This window comes from Micromonospora tulbaghiae, from assembly GCF_900091605.1.
GTDB lineage: Bacteria > Actinomycetota > Actinomycetes > Mycobacteriales > Micromonosporaceae > Micromonospora > Micromonospora tulbaghiae.
In genome coordinates this window covers 558,411-577,797 of the sequence record NZ_FMCQ01000001.1, presented here as the reverse complement: position 1 = coordinate 577,797, position 19,387 = coordinate 558,411, and the positions used below count along the sequence as shown (strand labels likewise).

Genomic DNA, 19,387 nt, shown 5'->3' with positions numbered 1-19,387 from the left:
GTCACACCTCCCTGGAGTCCGGGCCGGCGACCACGTTGGCCGGCTCCCGCTCGGCGAGCACGCGCTTCGTACGCGGGCTCGGCGGAACCTGAAGATCCATCGGCGGCAGCGGGAAGCTGCCGTACGGCCGGGTGTCCGCCTGCTCCTGGAGCGACGGCTTGAGCTCCTTCTTCCGCGACGGCCAGAAGAGCGTGGCCAGCAGCAGCACGCCCGCGCCGACGGCGGTGACGAGCAGCCGGTCCCTGGTCTGCCAGTCCTCGATCGAGCGCAGCCCGGCGAGCACCATGATCCAGACCAGGTTCAGCGGCAGCAGCACCTTCCAGCCGAACCGCATGAACTGGTCGTACCGGAGCCGCGGCAGCGTGCCGCGCAGCCAGACGAAGACGAACACCAGCATGATGACCTTGCCGAAGAACCACAGCATCGGCCACCAGCCCTCGTTGGCGCCCGACCACAGCGTGATCGGCCACGGCGCGTGCCAGCCGCCGAGGAACAGCGTCACGGTGAACGCCGACATGGTCACCATCGCGACGTACTCGCTGAGCATGAACAGCGCGAACTTCAGCGAGCTGTACTCGGTCTGGAAGCCGGCCACCAGCTCCGACTCCGCCTCGGGCAGGTCGAACGGCGCCCGGTTCGTCTCACCGACGATGGCGATGAAGAACATGATGAAGCTGGGCAGCAGCAGGATCGCGTACCAGCCGGGGGCGGCGATGTCGAAGCCGCCGATGGTCAGCCGGGTGCCGTCGCCCTGTGCGGCGACGATCCCGCTCGTCGACATGGTGCCCGCGGTCATGAAGACCGCGACCACGCTCAGGCCCATGGTGACCTCGTACGAGACCAGCTGGGCCGCCGAGCGCAGACCGCCGAGCAGCGGGTAGGTGGAGCCGCTGGCCCAGCCGCCGAGCACGATGCCGTACACGGCGAGCGAGGAGAAGGCCAGCACCACCAGCACCGCCACCGACACGTCGGTGACCTGGAGCGGCGTCCGGTGCCCGAAGATGCTCACCATCGGCCCGAACGGGATCACCGACAGCGCGGTGACCGCGCAGACCACCGAGATCACCGGGGCGAAGAAGTAGACGACCTTGTCGGCCTTGCGCGGGAGGATGTCCTCCTTGAAGGCCAGCTTCACGCCGTCGGCGAGCGTCTGGAGCAGACCGAACGGGCCGGCCTGGTTGGGGCCGGGCCGCACCGCCATGCGGCCCACGACCCGGCGCTCGAACCAGACGCCGAGCAGCGTGGCCGCCACGGCGACGACGAACGCGAACAGGATCTTGCCGAGGACCAGCCACCACGGGTCCTTGCCGAAGTCGGCAAGCGTCGGGTCCTGCGCCGCGAGGATGACGGGGTTCACTGCACCCACCTTTCGTTCCCGACTGCGGAGACGCTCACCACGTCGCCGGACGTCGCGCCGAGGCCGCGCCGCACGGTGGAGCCGGGTGAGTTGGTCGGCAGCCAGACGACGCCGTCGGGCATCTCGGTGATCGCCGCCGGCAGCGTGATCGCGCCCCGGTCGGTGCCCACCGTGACCGGGTCACCGTCGGCGACGCCCAGCGCCTCGGCGGTGCCCTTGCCCAGCCGGACCACCGGCGGGCGGGCGGTGCCGGCGAGGTGCTCGTCGCCGTCGGTGAGGCTGCCCAGGTCGATCAGCTGGTGCCAGGTGGCGAGCACGGCCTCGCCCGGTCCCGGCTGCCGCACGGCGGCCGGCTCGACCGAGGGCGCCGACGGCCGCTCGACCCGGGTGCGCGGCAGCGCGCCCAGCTCGCGGCGGATGGCCGGCACGTCGCCGGTGCCGAGCCGCACGTCGAGCTGCGCGGCGAGCGCGTCGAGGATCCGGGCGTCGGTCATCGCGCCGGTGTCCAGCACCTTCTCGAACGTGCGCAGCCGGCCCTCCCAGTCCAGGAAGCTGCCGGCCTTCTCGACCACCGGCGCGACCGGCAGGACCACGTCGGCGCGGCGGGACACCGCGCTCATCCGCAGTTCCAGGCTGACCAGGAACGGCACCGCGTCCAGTGCGGACTCGGCCAGGCGCGGGTCGGCCAGGTCGGCCGGGTCGACGCCGGCCACCACCAGGGCGCCGAGCCGGCCGTCCGCGGCGGCGGTGAGGATGCCGTCGGTGTCGCGGCCGGCCTGGCTGGGGATGACCCCGGCCGGGATGTCCCACGCCTCGCCCAGCTCCGCGCGCGCGGCCGGCTCGGTGACGACCCGGCCGCCGGGGAGCAGGTTGGGCAGGCAGCCCGCGTCGACAGCGCCGCGGTCACCCGCGCGCCGCGGCACCCAGACCAGCCGGGCACCGGTACGCCGGGCGACGTCCGCCGCCGCCGACAGCCCGCCCGGCACCTCGGCCAGGCGCTCGCCGACGATCAGGATCGCGCCGGGCTGCCCCAGCGCCTCGGCCACCGTGGCGTGCTCGGCCAGCACGCCCGCTTCCTCACCGGGCACGACCCGGGCGAGCTTCGCGCCGAGCTTCTCCAGGCCGCGGGTCGCGAACGGCGCGATCGCGTACACCGTGAGCTTCTTCTTGGAGTACGCCTTGCGCAGCCGCAGGAAGAGGATCGGGCACTCCTCCTCCGGCTCCAGGCCGACCAGCACCACAGCGGGCGCGTTCTCCACGTCCGTGTAGGTGACGTCGGTGACACCGGCGACGCTGCTGGCCAGGAAGTCGGCCTCCTCGCGGGAGACCGGGCGGGCCCGGAAGTCGATGTCGTTGGTGTGCAGCGCGATCCGGGCGAACTTCGCGTACGCGTAGGCGTCCTCGACGGTGAGCCGGCCGCCGGTCAGCACCGCCGTGCCGGTCGCGCCGTCGCGGGCCGCGCGCAGCCCCTCGGCGGCCCGGGTGAGCGCCTCGCTCCAGGACGCCTCGCGCAGCTCACCGGTCTTCTCGTCGCGCACCATCGGCGTGCTGATCCGGTCGAACGCGCGGGTGTACTGGAAGCCCCAGCGGCCCTTGTCGCAGTTCCACTCCTCGTTCACCGCCGGGTCGTCGCCGGCCAGCCGGCGCAGGACCTTGCCGCGCCGCCAGTCGGTGCGCTGGGCGCAGCCGGCCGAGCAGTGCTCGCAGACGCTGGGCGTGGAGACCAGGTCGAACGGGCGGGCCCGGAACCGGTACTGGGCGCCGGTCAGCGCGCCCACCGGGCAGATCTGCACGGTGTTGCCGGAGAAGTACGAGTTGAACGGGACGTCACCGGCGTCGCCGTCCTCGCCGTACTCCTCGTCCCGGTAGATGTTGATCTCCTCGTGCGAGGAGCGTCCCATCAGGTCGATGAACTTGTCCCCGGCGATCTCCTCGGAGAACCGGGTGCACCGCTGGCAGAGCACGCAGCGCTCGCGGTCGAGCAGCACCTGGGTGCTGATCGGCAGCGGCTTCGGGTACTCCCGCTTGTGCTCGTGGAACCGCGAGTCCGTCCGGCCGGTGGACATCGCCTGGTTCTGGAGCGGGCACTCGCCGCCCTTGTCGCACATCGGGCAGTCCAGGGGGTGGTTGAGGAGCAGCAGCTCCATCACCCCCTCCTGGGCCTTCTTGGCGACCGGGGAGGTGAGCTGCGTCCGCACCACCATGCCGTCGGCGACGGTCTGGGTGCAGGAGGCGACCGGCTTGCGCTGGCCCTCCACCTCCACCAGGCACTGCCGGCAGGCACCGGCCGGGGCCAGCAGCGGGTGGTCGCAGAAGCGCGGGATCTCGGTGCCGAGCTGCTCGGCGACGCGGATCAGCAGCGCGCCCTTGGGCGCGGTGACCTCGACGCCGTCGATGGTCAGCGTGACGGTCTCGGTCTGCTTGGCTACGTCGGTCATCAGTGAGCTCCAACCAGAGACTTGTCGGAGAGCTTCGGCGCGGTACGTCCCTCGATGTAGTCGAGGTAGTCCTGCTTGAAGTACTTCAGCGACGAGGTCACCGAGCTGGTCGCGCCGTCACCCAGACCGCAGAACGAGCGGCCGAGGATGTTGTCGCAGGTGTCGAGCAGGGTGTCCAGGTCCTCGTGGGTGCCCTGGCCGGCCAGGATGCGCCGGTAGACCCGGACCATCCAGTAGTTGCCCTCCCGGCACGGGGTGCACTTGCCGCACGACTCGTGGTGGTAGAACTCCAGCCACCGGTAGGTCGCGTACACCGGGCAGTCCTGGTCGGAGAAGATCTGCGTGGCGGTGGTGCCCAGGATCGAGCCGGCCCCCGCCACCCCCTCGAAGTCCAGCGGCACGTCCAGGTGCTCGGCGGTCAGCAGCGGCGTCGACGAGCCACCCGGGGTCCAGAACTTCAGGTTGTGCCCGGGCTTCATGCCGCCGGCCAGCTCGATCAGCTCACGCAGCGTGATGCCCATCGAGCACTCGTACTGGCCGGGGTTGGCGATCCGGCCGGACAGCGAGTAGATCATCGGGCCGGACGACTTCTCCGTGCCCATCGTCTTCCACCAGTCCGCGCCACCGAGCACGATGTACGGCACGCTGGCGATGGTGCCGACGTTGTTGACCACTGTCGGGCTGGCGTACAGGCCGTGGGTCGCCGGGAACGGCGGGCGCAGCCGGGGCTGGCCGCGGAAGCCCTCCAGCGAGTCCAGCAGCGCGGTCTCCTCACCGCAGATGTACGCCCCGGCGCCGGAGTGCACCACCAGGTCCAGGTCGAAGCCCGAGCCGAGGACGTTCCGGCCGAGATAACCCTTGGCGTACGCCTCGTCGACCGCGCTGCGCAGCCGCCGGGCGGCGTGCACCGCCTCACCGCGGATGTAGATGTACGCCCGGTTGGCCCGGATCGCGTACGAGGCGATGATGACGCCCTCGACCAGCGAGTGCGGGTCGTGGGTCATCAGCGGCAGGTCCTTGCAGGTGCCCGGCTCGCCCTCGTCGGCGTTCACCACCAGGTAGTGCGGCTTGCCGTCGCCCTGCGGGATGAACCCCCACTTGAGGCCGGTCGGGAAGCCCGCGCCGCCCCGGCCACGCAGTCCGGAGTCCTTGATCAGCTGGATCAGGTCGTCCGGGTGCGCCTTGAGCGCCTTGCGCAGGGCGGCGTAGCCGTCCAGCTTCTCGTAGGTGCCGAGCCGCCACGCGTCCGGCGAGAGCCAGCGCTTGGTGAGCACCGGCGTGAGCTTGGCCAGCGTCTCCGGCCGAGGAGTGGTCACTTCCGGACCCCCGTTCCGCTCGCGTCCGCCGGGTCGCCGCCGTCCGCGCCCGTACCGGATTCCGCTTCCTTGAGGTTGCGCTCCTGCGCGCCGGCCGCGTCGCCGGCGGGCTTGCCGTCGCCGGCCGGCGGGTTCGCCGCCGCGCCGGCCGCCTCGGCCGCCCGCGCGTCGCGGGGCGCCGGGGCCGGGCCGTCCACCGGCATCTTCGTGCCGGGCGCGTCCGGCACCGCGGTGCCCGCGTCCGGCTGCCGGGTCTCGGCGGTACGCACCTGCGGCGACTTGGCGTCCGGCGCCTTCACGTCCGGAGCCGTGCTGCCGGTGGCCGCCTCGGGCTTGGCCGGCTCGACGGCCTTGGCCGGCTCGGGCGCCGGCTTCGCGGCCTCGGCCTTCGCCTTCTCCTCGGCGGCGGCCCGGTCGGCCTCGGCCTTGCTGCGGATCGGCGTCTTCGGGTCGAAGCCCGGCACCGAGACGCCGTGCTGCTCGGCCAGGCGCAGGCCGCGCAGGCTCGGCTCGCCCGGCCCGCCGTCAGCCACCGCGCCGTCGCGCTCGTCGGCGAAACCGGCGAGCTGGACCGCCATCTCCTTGAGCGTGCAGAGCCGCGCCCCACGGGTCGGCATCGGCCGGCCGCCGGCGCGCAGCTCCTCGACCACGTCGAGCGCGGCCTGCGGCTCCACGTTGTCGAAGAAGTCGTAGTTGACCGTCATCACCGGGCCGTAGTCGCACGCCGCCAGGCACTCGGCGTGCTCCAGGGTGATCTTCCCGTCGGCGGTGGTCTCCTCGTGCCCCACACCGAGGTGCTCGGCGAGGGTGTCGTAGACCTTCTGCCCGCCGAGCACGTCGCACATCGTGTTGGTGCAGACGCTCACCAGGTATTCACCGGTGGGCTTGCGCTTGTACATGGTGTAGAAGGTGGCGACGGCGCCGACCTGGGCCTTGTTGAGCCCGAGCACCTCGGCGCAGAACTCGACACCGGCCGGAGAGACGTAGCCCTCCTCGGACTGGACCAGGTGCAGCAGCGGCAGCAGCGCCGAGCGGGACCGGTCCGCCGGGTACCGGGCGATGATCTCCCGCGCGCGGGCGCGAGTCGTTTCGGAAAAGCTCATCGGTCACAACCACCCATCACGGGGTCCAGCGAGGCGCCGCCGGCGATCACGTCGGCGATCAGGCCGCCCTCGGCCATCGCCGGGAGGGCCTGGAGGTTGACGAAGCTCGGCTCCCGGTAGTGCACCCGGTAGGGCCGGGTGCCGCCGTCGGACACCGCGTGCACGCCCAGCTCGCCGCGGGGCGACTCGATGCCGACGTACACCTGGCCCGGCGGAACCCGGAAGCCCTCGGTGACGAGCTTGAAGTGGTGGATCAGCGACTCCATCGACTGACCCATGATCTTGGCGACGTGCTCGAGCGAGTTGCCCATGCCGTCCACGCCGATGGCGAGCTGCGCCGGCCAGGCGATCTTCTTGTCGGACACCATCACCGGGCCGGGCTTCAGGCGGTCCAGCGCCTGCTCGATCAGCTTCAGCGACTCGCGGATCTCCGCCACCCGCACCAGGTAGCGGCCCCACACGTCACCGTCGGTGTGCGTCGGCACGTCGAACTCGTACGTCTCGTAACCGCAGTACGGCATGGTCTTGCGCAGGTCCCAGGCGAGGCCCGCGGACCGCAGCACCGGGCCGGTGACGCCGAGCGCCATGCAGGCGGTCACGTCGAGCACCGCCACGTGCTGCGTACGCTCCAGCCAGATCGGCTGGCCGGACAGCAGGTTCTCGTACTCCTTGAGCCGCTTCGGCATCAGCTGGAGGAAGTCGCGGATCTTGCGGATCGCGTCGTCCGGCACGTCCTGCGCCACACCGCCCGGCCGCACGTACGCGTGGTTCATCCGCAGGCCGGTGATGGTCTCGAAGATGTCGAGGACGTACTCCCGCTCGCGGAAGCCGTACAGCATCATGTTGATCGCGCCCAGCTCCATGGCGGTGGTCGCCAGCCAGACCAGGTGCGACGAGACGCGGTTGAGCTCCATCATCAGCACGCGGATGGTGGTGGCCCGCTCGGTGATGTCGTCGGTGATGCCGAGCAGCTTCTCCACCGCGAGCGCGTACGCCGTCTCGTTGAACAGCGGCGCGAGGTAGTCCATCCGGGTCACGAACGTCGAGCCCTGGACCCAGTTGCGGTACTCCAGGTTCTTCTCGATGCCGGTGTGCAGGTAGCCGATGACCGAGCGGGCCTCGCGGACCGTCTCGCCCTCCAGCTCCAGGACCAGCCGGAGCACGCCGTGGGTGGACGGGTGCTGCGGACCCATGTTGACGACGATCCGCTCGTCGTTGATCGGGTCCGTGCCGGAGACGACCTCGTCCCAGTCCCCGCCGGTGACGGTGAAGACCTTGCCCTCGGTCGTCTCGCGCTCGGTCGCGTAGTTCGACGTGGTCACAGTGCCAACCCTCCGTTCGCGACTGCGGGGCTCCGCTTCGCTGCACTCCTCGCGCTCACTGGTACGACCGCCGCTTGTCCGGCGGGGGGATCTCCGCACCCTTGTACTCGACGGGGACGCCGCCCAGCGGGTAGTCCTTGCGCTGCGGGTGCCCCTCCCAGTCGTCCGGCATGAGGATCCGGGTCAGGGCGGGGTGACCGTCGAAGACGACGCCGAACATGTCGTACGTCTCCCGCTCCTGCCAGTCGGCGGTCGGGTAGACGGCGGTGACGCTCGGGACGTGCGGCTCCTCGGCGGAGACCGCCACCTCCAGCCGGACGCTGCGGCGGTAGGTCATCGAGGTGAGCTGGTAGACCACGTGCAGGCGGCGCTCCGCGCCCAGGTAGTCCACGCCGGACACCGACGAGAGCAGCTCGAAGCGCAGCGCGAGGTCGTCGCGCATGACCTGGCAGACCTCGGCGATCCGCTCCGGCCGGACGTGCAGGGTCAGCTCGCCCCGGTCGACCACGACCTTCTCGATCGCGTCGCCGAAGTCCGGGTACGCCTCCTCCAGCGCGTCCCGCACCTCGTCGAAGTAGCTCCCGTACGGCCGGGCCGCCTCCTCGATCGGCTGGCGCTGGCGGACCAGGCCGCCGTAGCCGGAGACGTCACCGGTGCCCTGGTTGCCGAACATGCCCCGACCGGCCGGGCTGGCCGGCGGGTACTCCGCCGGGGCGGTGGAGCTGGCACCGGCCGGGGTGGTGGGTACCGGCACCCCGCCGTCGTTGTTCCTGTCGTTCGGTGCGGTCATTTCGGGCCCCTATGCGACGCCTGAAGGTGGTTCTGCGCCTTCATCCAGTTCTCGATCCGAAGCTGCTCCTCGCGCCCCTCGCGGACCGCCTTCGTCCACTCGGCACGGCGGGCCTTGTCGCTGCGGTACGACGAGGGCATCGAGCCGTACGGCACCACCGGCACGTCACCGCGCGCCAGGCGGGCCTCGGCCATCTTGCGGCCGTTCGGGCCCAGCGGCTCGTGCATGATCTTCTCGCGCAGCTTGAGAACCGCGTCGATGAGCATCTCCGGCCGGGGCGGGCAGCCGGGGAGGTACATGTCGACCGGGACGACGTGGTCGACGCCCTGCACGATGGCGTAGTTGTTGAACATGCCGCCGCTGCTGGCGCAGACGCCCATCGAGATGACCCAGCGGGGCTCGGCCATCTGGTCGTAGATCTGGCGCAGGACCGGAGCCATCTTCTGGCTCACCCGGCCGGCCACGATCATCAGGTCCGCCTGCCGGGGCGAGGCGCGGAAGACCTCCATGCCCCAGCGGCCCATGTCGTAGTGCGGGCCGCCCGCCGCCATCATCTCGATGGCGCAGCAGGCCAGACCGAACGTGGCACCCCAGACCGAGGTCTTCCGCGTCCAGTTGACCAGCTTCTCGACGCTGGTGAGCAGGACGCCGGAGGGGAGCTTCTCCTCGATGCCCATCTGCTACCTCCTCAGTCCCAGTCCAGGCCGCCGCGCCGCCAGACGTAGGCGTATGCGACGAAGACCGCGACGATGAACAGGACCATCTCCACGAAGCCGAAGATCGGCAGGGCGTCGAAGGAGACCGCCCAGGGGTAGAGGAAGATGATCTCGATGTCGAAGACGATGAAGAGCATCGCCGTCAGGTAGAACTTGATCGGGAACCGGCCGCCGCCGACCGGCTGCGGGCTCGGCTCGATGCCACACTCGTACGCCTCGAGCTTGGCCTTGTTGAGACGCCGCGGGCCGGCGAGTCGGGCAGCGGCCACGGAGAACAGCGCGAACGCCGCAGCGAGGGCGAACAGCCCGATGATGGGTGCGTAAGGAGAGAGCGTCATCGTTGTCCCCTGCTCGTCCTTCCCTGACCTCGGTGGTTGGCCAAAATCACACTATTCACGTCCCTCACGACCTCGGTCGGCGGGGTCGATCTCTGTCCGGCTCGTGGGCTTTCGGCCCCGGGCCGGTCGTCTCTACACGGCCGGAGCCACCTTCGTCATCGCGTTGATGACCCGGTCCATCGCGTCCCCGCCGCGCGGGTCGGTCAGGTTGGCCAGCAGCTTGAGCACGAAGCGCATGAGCATCGGGTGCGGCATGCCGTGCTTGGTTGCCATCCGCATGATCTCGGGCCGGCCGATGAGCTTCACGAAGACGCCGCCGAGCCGGTAGTAGCCGCCGAAGCGGGCCTTCAGCTCCTGCGGGTACGCCATCAGCGCCCGCTCCCGCTCCGCGCCGGCCGGGCGGGCGAGCGCCTGCACCACGACCTCCGCGGCCATCTCGCCGGACTCCATCGCGTACGCGATGCCCTCGCCGTTGAAGGGGTTGACCATGCCGCCGGAGTCGCCGACGAGCAGCACGCCGCGGGTGTAGTGCGGTACCCGGTTGAAGCCCATCGGCAGCGCGGCGCCGAGGATCGGACCCTCCGCGTTGGACTCGTCGGTCATCCCCCAGTCCTCGGGGGTGTTCGCGAGCCAGTCGGTGAGCAGCTTGCGGTAGTTCGTCTTGCCGAACGCCGAGGAGGAGTTGAGCACGCCCAGGCCGACGTTCACCCGGCCGTCGCCGAGGCCGAAGATCCAGCCGTAGCCGGGCAGCAGCGCGTCGTTGCCCTTGGCCCGCAGCTCCAGCCAGGACTCCAGGTAGTCGTCGTCGTGCTTGGCGGGCGAGCGGTAGTAGCGGCGGACGGCCACGCCGATCGGGCGGTCCTCCCGCTTGGCCAGCCCGAGGGCGAGCGGGAAGCGGCCGGAGACGCCGTCGGCGGCGACCACGAGCGGCGCGTGGAACGTGGCGGGTTCCTTGTCCGGGCCGACCTCGGCCTGCACGCCGACGACCCGGTCGTCGGCGCCGAGCACCGGCCCGAGGACGTTGACGCTGGTCTGCAGCTTCGCCCCGGCGGCGACCGCGCGCTGGGCGAGCAGGTCGTCGAAGTCGAGCCGGGTCCGCACCAGGCCGTAGTTGGGGAAGCTGGCCAGGTCGGGCCAGTCCAGCTCCAGGCGTACTCCGCCACCGATCACCCGCAGGCCCTTGTTGTGCAGCCAGCCCGCCTCGGGCGAGGTGTCCACGCCCATCCGGATCAGCTGCCGCACGGCGCGGGGCGTGAGCCCGTCACCGCAGACCTTCTCCCGGGGAAATTCCGTCTTCTCCAGCAGCAGCACGCGTACGCCGTGCCGCGCCAGGTGGTACGCCGTGGCCGATCCTCCGGGACCGGCGCCCACGACGATGACGTCGGCGTCGTTCTCCACCGCGGTCATCCGCGCCTCCTCCCGCATGCTCGTGAAATGCTTCACAAGCCGATCCGGTTGGAGTCTATGACCGGCGTTACACCAGTACGCGCTGAGGGGGGCCTAACTTAGCGGAAACGCGCCGGTAAGAGCGTCGGGACCGGTCAGGGGCGCGCCTGCGCGGCCGGTCCGAGTCCGGCGTCGAGCCGGATGGCCTCGGGCAGATGGTCGCGCAACGCGCCACCGGCGGCCCGGTCCAGCGCGGCGAGCACCTCGGCGACGACCTGCCGGACATCGGCGGGATCCGCGCCGGCCAACTCGCGGAGCTGCGCGATCAGCTCGGCGGCGTCGTCGTCGGTGGCGGCCTGGTCTGGTCCCGTCATGGGGGCGAGCCTACGGGACAAAGTAGACCAAAACCGGATATTCACGAAATGACCGAGTGTCCGCCGGTCGGACGGTCAGTTTCGGACGGCCCGGTGCAACGCCACGACGCCGCCGGTCAGGTTGCGCCACGCCACCCGGCCCCAGCCGGCCGCGCCGATCCGCGCGGCCAGCGCCGCCTGGTCCGGCCAGGCCCGGATCGACTCCGCCAGGTAGACGTACGCGTCCGGGTTGCTCGACACCGCGCGGGCCACCGCCGGCAACGACCGCATGAGGTACGACAGGTAGACGGTGCGGAACGCCGGGTTGACCGGGGTGCTGAACTCGCAGACCACCAGCCGCCCACCCGGCCGCGTGACCCGGGCCAGCTCGGCCAGCGCCGCGTCGGTGTCGTTGACGTTGCGCAGCGCGAAGGAGATGGTGACCGCGTCGAAGCTGGCGTCGGCGAACGGCAGCCGCAGCGCGTCCCCGGCCAGCAGCGGCACCGACGGGCGGGTGCGCTTGCCGGCGTACAGCATGCCCAGCGACAGGTCCGCGCCGACCGCGTACGCCCCGGAGTGGGCCAGTTCCTCGGTCGACACACCGGTGCCGGCGCCCACGTCCAGCACCCGCTCACCCGGGCGCAGCCCGAGCGCCGCCCGGGTGGCCCGCCGCCAGGACCGGTCCTGCCCGAACGAGAGCACGGTGTTCGTCAGGTCGTAGCGGGCCGCGACGCCGTCGAACATCGCGGCGACCTCGTGCGGCTGCTTGTCCAGGCTGGCGCGCTGGCCCTGCGGGGTACGACTCACCCCTCCACTCTGCCAGCCGCGCCACCCCCGCCTCCCCCCGGGTACGCGGCCGTTGTTCCCATCGATCCCGGCAGACGGCAGGGGCGGGATGGTCACCCATCCCGCCCCTGCCGCGGTGCGTTATATGAACGGCCCTCATGGGCCGATGGAGGACGACGGTCCGGCGGACGCCGCAAGCGTAATGGCGTCGCCGGCTCACCGGGCCGTGCTCGACCGGGTCGCCGCCGACCTGTTACCAGCCTGCTCGCGGCCCGGATCGGTGGTGTCGCGCGGGCAGGCTAGCCGCCGGTGATCACGCAGGTGAAGACCCCTGGCGCAAGCTTCACCGGAAACGGGCGGAGCTCCGGCCGCACGACGGACGCCGACCGGCCGAACGGCGGAACCGGGTCAGTTGACCTCGACCAGCGGCAGCGACTTCCCGGCCCCGCCGCCGGGCAGGGCGATCGACGAGAAGTGCGAGACCACCCGGTCGTCGCTCGGGTCGTCGGCGGGCGTGTGGTGCACCGCGAGCCGGTTGTAGAGCGTGTCCCGCTGGGCCGGGATCCGGTCGGCCGACCGGATCATGCCGATCAGCTCGTGCAGGTTGGACCGGTGCCGGGCGCCGGCCGAGGAGATGACGTTCTCCTCCAGCATGATCGAGCCGAGGTCGTCCACGCCCATGTGCAACGCGAGCTGCCCGACGTCCTTGCCGGTGGTCAGCCAGGACGCCTGGAGGTGCGGCACCGTCTCGAAGAACAGGCGGGCCACCGCGACCAGGCGCAGGTACTCCAGCGTGGTCGCCTGGGTACGGCCCTTGAGGTGGTTGTTCTCCGGCTGGTACGTCCACGGGATGAAGGCCCGGAAACCGCCGGTGCGGTCCTGCACGTCGCGGATCATCCGCAGGTGCTCGATGCGCTCGGCGTTGGTCTCGCCGGTGCCCATCATCATGGTGGCGGTCGACTCCAGGCCCTGCCGGTGCGCCAGCTCCATGACCTCCAGCCAGCGGGCGCCGGACTCCTTCAGCGGCGCGATCGCCTTGCGCGGGCGGTCCGGCAGCATCTCGGCGCCGGCACCGGCGATCGAGTCCAGGCCGGCGGCCTTGATCCGGGCGATGGCCTCGTCCAGGCTCACGCCGGAGACCTTGGCCATGTGCAGGATCTCGCTCGGGCCGATCGAGTGGATGGCGAGCTGCGGGTACGCCTTCTTGACCGAGGAGAACAGCTCCTCGTAGTACTCGACGCCGTAGTCCGGGTGGTGCCCGCCCTGGAGCATGACCTGGGTGGCGCCCAGCTCGACCGCCTCGCCGCAACGGCGCAGGATCTCCTCGGTCGGGTGGGTCCAGCCCTCCTTGTGCTTGGGGGCCCGGTAGAACGCACAGAACTTGCACGCCGTCACGCAGACGTTCGTGTAGTTGATGTTGCGGTCGATCAGGTACGTGACGATGTTGTCCGGGTAGCGGCGCCGCCGTACCGCGTCGGCCGCCTCGCCCAGCGCGTGGAAGGGCGCGTCGGTGTAGAGCAGCAGCGCCTCCTCGGGCGTGATCCGCCCGCCGTCCGCGCCGCGTTGCAGGATGTCGTCGATCTCCCGGTTCGCCGTCACACTCCCGAGCGTACGCCGACCGCCCTCGCCCTCGACCGGCCCACCCAGGGGATCCGGCGCGGGAGACACGGTGACGAGCGCCACTCCCCCCGGGAATTCCATCGACCAACTACGATGCATCGATGATTGACGAACCCTTACCCCGAACGGGGCGCGCCCTCCGCCGGCGCGCCTTCCTCGTCCTGGCTCCCCTCGCTGCCGGCGGACTGGCCCTCGCCGCGACCCCCCGCCCCGCCGTGGCGGCCACAACCCGCGCGCCGGAGTGCCTCGCCGACCTGCTGGAGCGCTGATGGCCACCATCCCGTGGCTCGCCGACGTGCTGCGCTCGGCCGGCGTCACAGTGGTGGAGGCGGGCAACTGGCTCGACCGCGTCGCCGGCAGCTCGTTCGACCCGATCGGCGTGCTCTGGCACCACACCGCCTCGACCTCCGGCGCCACCAACCCGCACCCCGCGCTGGGCATCTGCATCAACGGCCGCTCCGACCTCCCCGGCCCGCTCTGCCACGCGCTCGTCGACTACCACGGTGTGTTCCACGTCATCTCCGGCGGGCGGGCCAACCACGCCGGAAGAAGCCGCGGCAGCGGCCCGATCCCGGCCGGCGACGGCAACACGCTGATGGTCGGCTGGGAGATCGACTACAACGGGGTCGACCAGCGGATGACGCCCGCTCAGTACTCCGCCTCGGTGCTCGCCACCGCCGCCGTACTGCGCCGGCTGGGCCGCGACGCCTCCCATGCGCGCGGCCACCGGGAGACCAGCACCACCGGCAAGATCGATCCCTCCTTCATCGACCTCGACACGATGCGCTCCGACGTCGCCCGGCAGCTCACCGGGAACCCGCCCCTCGAACTCTGGAAGGACGACATGAAACTCATCCAGTCCACCAACCGGGGCATCGCCCTGGTCGGCCCCGGCTACTTCCGCCTGCTCCGCAACGACGAAGAGGTCTTCGCCGCCGTCGCGCTCGTCGGCAACCCGCTCGTCGGCAACGACCGCCAGTTCGACCTCTGGCGCAGCATCGCCTTCGACGGTCAGGTCAAGGCGCCGAGCTGACCCGCGCCGGGCGACGGGCGCGAGGGATCTTGCGCCCGTCTCCTAGGCTCGCCGCGTGTCCGTCGCATCGCATCCGCCCACCCCGGTCGTCGTGGCCGGTGCCCGCCCCGCCCTCTGGTCCCTCGTGCTGACGGCGGTGGTGGCCGGCCTCGGCCTCGCCGTGATCGCGGTGAACACGCTCGTCGGCTACCTGACGGTCGGGCTGTCCCAGGCCGTGCCGATCTGCCTCGGCCTGGTCGGCTGCTTCGCCTTCACCGTCGCCCTGCGCCTGCTGCACCGGGCCTGGTGGCTGGCTGTCCTGTCGGTGGTGCCGGCCCTCTTCGTGCTGGTGGGAAGCGTGCAGCTCGCCCCCGAGGCGGTGCTGCAGGAGCGGGGCGTCGCCCAGCAGGTCACCATCACCGACGTGCAGACGTCCGGCAAACGGCACGAGTTCGCGCTCCGCAGCGACTCCGGTCCGCTCGACGAGCCACTCGTCTACCAGGGCAGCGCTCCCGACTACCGGGTCGGCCAGCAGCTCACCGTGCTCACCGACCCGCGGCGGCAGGTGGAACTGGCCGACGCCGAGGACGTCGATGCCGCCGGCAAGCGGGCCATGCTCGTGTTCGGCGCGGTCGGCTGGACGCTGTTCGCGCTCCTCGCCGGATGGCGCGGCCACGTCCGCCGGGCCCGGGGGCGTCAGGCATCGGCGCCGCTGCCGCTGCCGTACTGATCGGCGGGTGCCGCCCCGCCGGTCAGCTCACGCGTCGTAGTCGACTGTCAACTCTTCGGTGACCGGGCTGGACTGGCAGGTCAGCACGTAACCGGCGGCCACCTCGTCGGGCTCCAGCGCGTAGTTGCGCGCCATCGTCACCTCACCGGCCGTCACCTTGGCCCGGCAGGTCGAACACACGCCGCCCTTGCACGCGTACGGCAACTCGCCGCGCACCCGCAGAGCCGCGTCGAGCACCCGCTCGTCCCGGCCCATCGTGAAACTGGACGAGCGGCCGTCCAGCAGGATCGTCACCTCGGTGCCGGACCCGGGCCGGTCGGCCTCGCGCCGGACCGGCTCCGGCGGGGCGTCGACGTGGAACAGCTCGGTGTGCACCGCCGCATCCGGCACGCCGCGACCCGCGAGCACCGCCTTGGCGTCCACCACCATGCCGTACGGGCCGCAGAGGAACCACTCCTCGATCTCGTCACCGGGCACGAGTGTGTCGAGCAGCCGGGTCAGGCGGTCGGCGTCGATCCGCCCGGACAGCAGCGCCGACTCGCCCATCTCCCGGGACAGCACGTGCACCAGGTGCAGCCGGGTCGGGTAGCGGTCCTTCAGGTCGGCCAGCTCCTCGGCGAACATCACCGAGTTCGCCGTGCGGTTGCCGTACACGAGCGTGAACGTGCTGCGCGGCTCGATGGCCAGCGCGGTCGCGGCCAGCCCGAGGACCGGGGTGATGCCGGAGCCGGCGACCACCGCGCCGTACCGGCGGACCCGGTCCGGGGTGAACGCGGAGGTGAAGTGGCCCAGCGGCGGCAGCACCTCGACGGTGTCGCCGCCCCGCAGCGCGCCGCACGCGTACGCGGAGAACGCCCCACCCGGCACCTCACGCACCCCGATCCGCAACCGGCCGTGCCGGACCAGCTCGTCCGGGGTGGAGCAGATCGAGTACGACCGCCGCACCTCCTCGCCGTCGGCGCCGGCCGGGCGGCGGACGGTGAGGTGCTGCCCGGCTGAGAACGCGAACGTCTCGCGCAGCGCCTCCGGTACCGCGAACGTGATCGACACCGAGTCGTCGGTGAGCCGGTCCACGGCGGTGACGGGCAGCGGGTGGAAGACCGGCCGGCGGCGCACCGGCCGGGTGATGGTGACAGTCACAGCGCCTTCAGGTGGTCGAAGGGTTCGGAACAGGAGCGGCAGCGCCACAGCGCCTTGCACGCGGTGGAGCCGAAGCGGCTGATCTGGGTGGTCTCCGGCGACCCGCAGCGCGGACAGCGTACGGCCAGGGTCAGCGGCACCACCGTGTCGTCGCCGCGCGGCGCGGGCGGGGCGATGCCGGCGGCTTCGAGCTTGGCCCGGCCGCTGTCGGAGATCCAGTCGGTGCTCCACGCCGGGTGGTAGACGGTACGGACCTCGGCGTCCGGATGCCCGGCGGCGGCCAGCGCCCGGCGGATGTCCTCCCGGATCACGTCCATGGCCGGGCAGCCGGTGTAGGTGGGGGTGATGGTGACGACGACCCGGCCGGTGCCCGGTTCCTCGTCGACCGCGCGAAGGATGCCCAGCTCGTCGATGGTGATGACCCGGATCTCCGGATCCACCACCGCCGCCGCGGCCGCCCTGGCGTCGGTCACCAGCGCCACCCTCCGTTCACGACTGCGGGGCTCCGCTCCGCTGCACTCCTCGCGCTCACCAGCTCGCTCCGGGGTGGGCGCGGTGCAGCACCTGCATCTCGGCGAGCAGGTACGAGAGGTGCTCGGTGTGCAGGCCGTCCCGGCCGCCGCCGGGCGCCCAGCCGGTCTCCGGCCGGGTCAGCGTGGCCTCGTCCAGCACGGCGGACACGGTGGCGTCGAAGTCGGCCCGAAGGGTGGACGGGTCGACCGGCGCCGCCGGGTCCGGGGCGAACAGCTCGTGGACGTACGGCCACACCTGGTCGACGGCGTCCTGCATGCGCCGGTGCGACTCCTCGGTGCCGTCGCCGAGCCGCTTCACCCACAGCGCGGCGTGGTCCAGGTGGTACGCCGACTCCTTGCGCGCCTTCGCCCCGACCGCCGCGAGCCGTTCGTCCGCGCAGCCGGCCAGCGCCGAGTAGAGCGGCACCTGGTAGGCGGCCAGGAAGAACAGCTTCGCCATGGTCACGCCGAAGTCGCCGTTGGGCAGCTCGACCAGCAGGCAGTTGCGGAACTCGCGGTCGTCGCGCAGGTAGGCCAGGTCGTCCTCGTCGCGGCCCGCGCCCTCCAGTTCGCCCGCGTACGTGAGCAGCAGCCGCGCCGCGCCGAGCTGGTCGAGGGCGATGTTCGCGAGCGCGATGTCCTCCTCCATCTCCGGCGCGCGGGAGGTCCACTCACCGAGGCGCTGCGCCGCGATCAGCGCGTCGTCGCCGACGGCCAGCGTGAAGTCGAACCGGCTCATAGGTGGGCCGCCCCTTCGGGGACCTCGTAGAACGTCGGGTGGCGGTAGACCTTGTCGGCGGCCGGGTCGAAGAACGCGTCCTTCTCGTCCGGGCTGGACGCGGTGATCGCGCTCGCCGGCACCACCCAGATGGAGACGCCCTCCTGGCGGCGGGTGTAGAGATCCCGGGCGTTGCGCAGGGCCAGCTCGGCGTCGGGGGCGTGCAGGCTGCCGACGTGGGTGTGCGACAGGCCACGGCGGGCCCGCACGAAGACCTCCCACAGGGGAGAGGACGAGCTGCTCATGCCGAGCCGACCGGGCATGCCCTCACGGCCCTCGCTCCGCTCGGTGCGTTCGCTCATGCCGTGCCGACTGGGCATGCCCTCACGGCCCTCGCTCCGCTCGGTGCGTTCGCTCATGCCGCCACCGGTTCCTTTCGCTCCGCCCGCTTCGCGGCGTACGCCGCGGCGGCCTCCCGTACCCACGCGCCGTCGGCGTGCGCCTTGCGCCGGTGCGCCATGCGCTCCCGGTTGCACGGCCCGTCACCCTTGATCACCCGCATCAGCTCGGCGTAGTCGGGCTGGGTGTAGTCGTACGCCTGCCGCTCGTCGTTCCAGCGCAGGTCCGGGTCGGGCAGGGTGAGGCCGAGCACCTCCGCCTGGCCGACGCACATGTCGACGAAGCGCTGGCGCAGCTCGTCGTTGGAGAAACGCTTGATCTTCCAGGCCATGGACTGGGCGCTGTGCGTCGAGTCGCCGTCCGGCGGGCCGAACATGGCCAGTGACGGGTACCACCAGCGGTCCACCGAGTCCTGCGCCATCGCCTTCTGCGCCGGGGTGCCGTGCGCCAGCGTGTGCAGGATCTCGTAGCCCTGGCGCTGGTGGAACGACTCCTCCTTGCAGACCCGGATCATCGCCCGGGCGTACGGCCCGTACGAGCAGCGGCACAGCGGCACCTGGTTGACGATCGCCGCGCCGTCCACCAGCCAGCCGATCGCACCCACGTCGGCCCAGGTCAGGGTCGGGTAGTTGAAGATCGAGCTGTACTTCTGCCGCCCGTCGAGCAGCAGCTCCACCAACTCGTCGCGGCTGATGCCGAGCGTCTCGGCGGCCGCGTAGAGGTAGAGGCCGTGACCGGCCTCGTCCTGCACCTTGGCCAGCAGGATCGCCTTGCGCTTGAGCGAGGGCGCCCGGCTGATCCAGTTGCCCTCCGGCTGCATGCCGATGATCTCGGAGTGGGCGTGCTGGGCGATCTGCCGGATCAGCGTCCTGCGGTACGCCTCGGGCATCCAGTCGCGGGGCTCGATCTTCTGGTCCGCGTTGATGACGTCGGCGAAGTACGCCTCGACGTCCTCGTCCGGGGCCGCGCCGCCACGCCGGGCCCGCGCCGCCGCCTCGCGCAGCGCGGCCTCCGCCGCCTCCACCTCGCCGAGCAGGCCGCCGCCCGGAGCGTCCTCCGGCGGGGCGAAGTCGTTGCCATACATGCAGCCAGTGTTACAGCTCGCCACGAATGACACCAGAGGGTGTAACAGGTTTCGAGGGCCACCGCGCGTCACCGGGCATACGCGTGCCGACATCGGCCCTGGTAGCTGTGATGTCGATCACTTGGAAAAGAAGAAATCCCCCAAGGACCGCAAAGCGGCTCAATATCCCGCCCACCCGGCAAAGTCACGGGTGTCGAGACCTGGCATCAAGGCTGTCCGGAAGTAGACTTCCGACCGGCAAACCGTTCGGCTTCATGATCGTCACCG

The 19,387-nt window shown here is 71.4% G+C and carries 19 protein-coding genes; 2 read left to right on the top strand and 17 right to left on the bottom strand.

The window, feature by feature from the left end; translation table 11 throughout:
- Position 1: 1 nt before the first annotated feature.
- The 12 genes from nuoH to mqnC all read right to left on the bottom strand — a co-directional run bounded on the left by nuoH (position 2) and on the right by mqnC (position 13,504).
- Positions 2-1,357 (bottom strand): NADH-quinone oxidoreductase subunit NuoH, encoded by a 1,356-nt coding sequence (nuoH, locus tag GA0070562_RS02785; RefSeq protein ID WP_091414529.1) that lies wholly within the window; start codon positions 1,355-1,357, stop codon positions 2-4.
- Positions 1,354-3,795, bottom strand: coding sequence for an NADH-quinone oxidoreductase subunit G (locus GA0070562_RS02780; RefSeq protein WP_091414527.1), 2,442 nt, complete (start codon positions 3,793-3,795; stop codon positions 1,354-1,356). The genes nuoH and GA0070562_RS02780 overlap by 4 nt, the downstream gene beginning before the upstream one ends.
- The gene (gene nuoF, locus GA0070562_RS02775; protein WP_091414525.1) at positions 3,795-5,111 is read right to left on the bottom strand and encodes an NADH-quinone oxidoreductase subunit NuoF; all 1,317 of its coding nucleotides are present in this window, start codon (positions 5,109-5,111) and stop codon (positions 3,795-3,797) included. The genes GA0070562_RS02780 and nuoF overlap by 1 nt, the downstream gene beginning before the upstream one ends.
- Positions 5,108-6,214, bottom strand: a complete 1,107-nt coding sequence (gene nuoE, locus GA0070562_RS02770; RefSeq protein WP_091414523.1) for an NADH-quinone oxidoreductase subunit NuoE — start codon at positions 6,212-6,214, stop codon at positions 5,108-5,110. The genes nuoF and nuoE overlap by 4 nt, the downstream gene beginning before the upstream one ends.
- On the bottom strand, positions 6,211-7,536 hold the full coding sequence (locus tag GA0070562_RS02765; RefSeq protein WP_091414521.1) for an NADH-quinone oxidoreductase subunit D: 1,326 nt from the start codon (positions 7,534-7,536) through the stop codon (positions 6,211-6,213). The genes nuoE and GA0070562_RS02765 overlap by 4 nt, the downstream gene beginning before the upstream one ends.
- A 55-nt stretch (positions 7,537-7,591) precedes the next feature.
- Positions 7,592-8,326, bottom strand: a complete 735-nt coding sequence (locus GA0070562_RS02760) for an NADH-quinone oxidoreductase subunit C (protein WP_091414519.1) — start codon at positions 8,324-8,326, stop codon at positions 7,592-7,594.
- The gene (locus GA0070562_RS02755) at positions 8,323-9,003 is read right to left on the bottom strand and encodes a NuoB/complex I 20 kDa subunit family protein (protein ID WP_091414517.1); all 681 of its coding nucleotides are present in this window, start codon (positions 9,001-9,003) and stop codon (positions 8,323-8,325) included. The genes GA0070562_RS02760 and GA0070562_RS02755 overlap by 4 nt, the downstream gene beginning before the upstream one ends.
- An 11-nt stretch (positions 9,004-9,014) precedes the next feature.
- The gene (locus GA0070562_RS02750; protein WP_013283601.1) at positions 9,015-9,380 is read right to left on the bottom strand and encodes an NADH-quinone oxidoreductase subunit A; all 366 of its coding nucleotides are present in this window, start codon (positions 9,378-9,380) and stop codon (positions 9,015-9,017) included.
- Positions 9,381-9,512: 132 nt separating this feature from the next.
- The gene (locus GA0070562_RS02745) at positions 9,513-10,787 is read right to left on the bottom strand and encodes a geranylgeranyl reductase family protein (RefSeq protein WP_091414515.1); all 1,275 of its coding nucleotides are present in this window, start codon (positions 10,785-10,787) and stop codon (positions 9,513-9,515) included.
- Between the two features lie 134 nt (positions 10,788-10,921).
- Positions 10,922-11,140: a hypothetical protein gene (locus tag GA0070562_RS02740; protein WP_030273586.1), complete on the bottom strand. Its 219-nt coding sequence runs from the start codon at positions 11,138-11,140 to the stop codon at positions 10,922-10,924.
- Between the two features lie 75 nt (positions 11,141-11,215).
- Entirely contained in the window at positions 11,216-11,926 is a 711-nt protein-coding gene (locus GA0070562_RS02735; RefSeq protein ID WP_091414513.1) for a demethylmenaquinone methyltransferase, read from the bottom strand.
- A 387-nt stretch (positions 11,927-12,313) separates the two neighbouring features.
- Positions 12,314-13,504 carry a cyclic dehypoxanthinyl futalosine synthase gene (gene mqnC / locus GA0070562_RS02730; RefSeq protein ID WP_030500766.1) on the bottom strand — a complete coding sequence of 397 codons (1,191 nt, stop codon included), beginning with the start codon at positions 13,502-13,504 and terminating at the stop codon, positions 12,314-12,316.
- 289 nt (positions 13,505-13,793) lie between these two features.
- Between mqnC and GA0070562_RS02725 the strand changes: the two genes are divergently transcribed.
- The gene (locus tag GA0070562_RS02725; protein ID WP_254663711.1) at positions 13,794-14,558 is read left to right on the top strand and encodes a peptidoglycan recognition protein family protein; all 765 of its coding nucleotides are present in this window, start codon (positions 13,794-13,796) and stop codon (positions 14,556-14,558) included.
- Between the two features lie 55 nt (positions 14,559-14,613).
- Entirely contained in the window at positions 14,614-15,267 is a 654-nt protein-coding gene (locus tag GA0070562_RS02720) for a hypothetical protein (protein WP_225853273.1), read from the top strand.
- A gap of 27 nt (positions 15,268-15,294) precedes the next feature.
- Here the strand turns inward: GA0070562_RS02720 and paaE are convergent, their stop codons facing one another.
- Genes paaE through paaA form a run of 5 tightly spaced genes read right to left on the bottom strand, consistent with a single transcriptional unit; the run spans position 15,295 to position 19,120 of the window.
- Positions 15,295-16,407: a 1,2-phenylacetyl-CoA epoxidase subunit PaaE gene (paaE, locus tag GA0070562_RS02715; protein ID WP_091414512.1), complete on the bottom strand. Its 1,113-nt coding sequence runs from the start codon at positions 16,405-16,407 to the stop codon at positions 15,295-15,297.
- The gene (gene paaD / locus GA0070562_RS02710; protein ID WP_091416081.1) at positions 16,404-16,880 is read right to left on the bottom strand and encodes a 1,2-phenylacetyl-CoA epoxidase subunit PaaD; all 477 of its coding nucleotides are present in this window, start codon (positions 16,878-16,880) and stop codon (positions 16,404-16,406) included. Before paaD ends, paaE begins: the two co-directional genes overlap by 4 nt.
- A gap of 55 nt (positions 16,881-16,935) precedes the next feature.
- Positions 16,936-17,658: a 1,2-phenylacetyl-CoA epoxidase subunit PaaC gene (gene paaC / locus GA0070562_RS02705; RefSeq protein WP_091414510.1), complete on the bottom strand. Its 723-nt coding sequence runs from the start codon at positions 17,656-17,658 to the stop codon at positions 16,936-16,938.
- Positions 17,655-17,999, bottom strand: a complete 345-nt coding sequence (gene paaB / locus GA0070562_RS02700) for a 1,2-phenylacetyl-CoA epoxidase subunit PaaB (RefSeq protein ID WP_419779847.1) — start codon at positions 17,997-17,999, stop codon at positions 17,655-17,657. The genes paaC and paaB overlap by 4 nt, the downstream gene beginning before the upstream one ends.
- A 53-nt stretch (positions 18,000-18,052) precedes the next feature.
- Complete coding sequence (gene paaA, locus GA0070562_RS02695) at positions 18,053-19,120, bottom strand: 1,2-phenylacetyl-CoA epoxidase subunit PaaA (RefSeq protein ID WP_091414508.1); 1,068 nt, start codon at positions 19,118-19,120, stop codon at positions 18,053-18,055.
- Positions 19,121-19,387 lie beyond the last annotated feature (267 nt).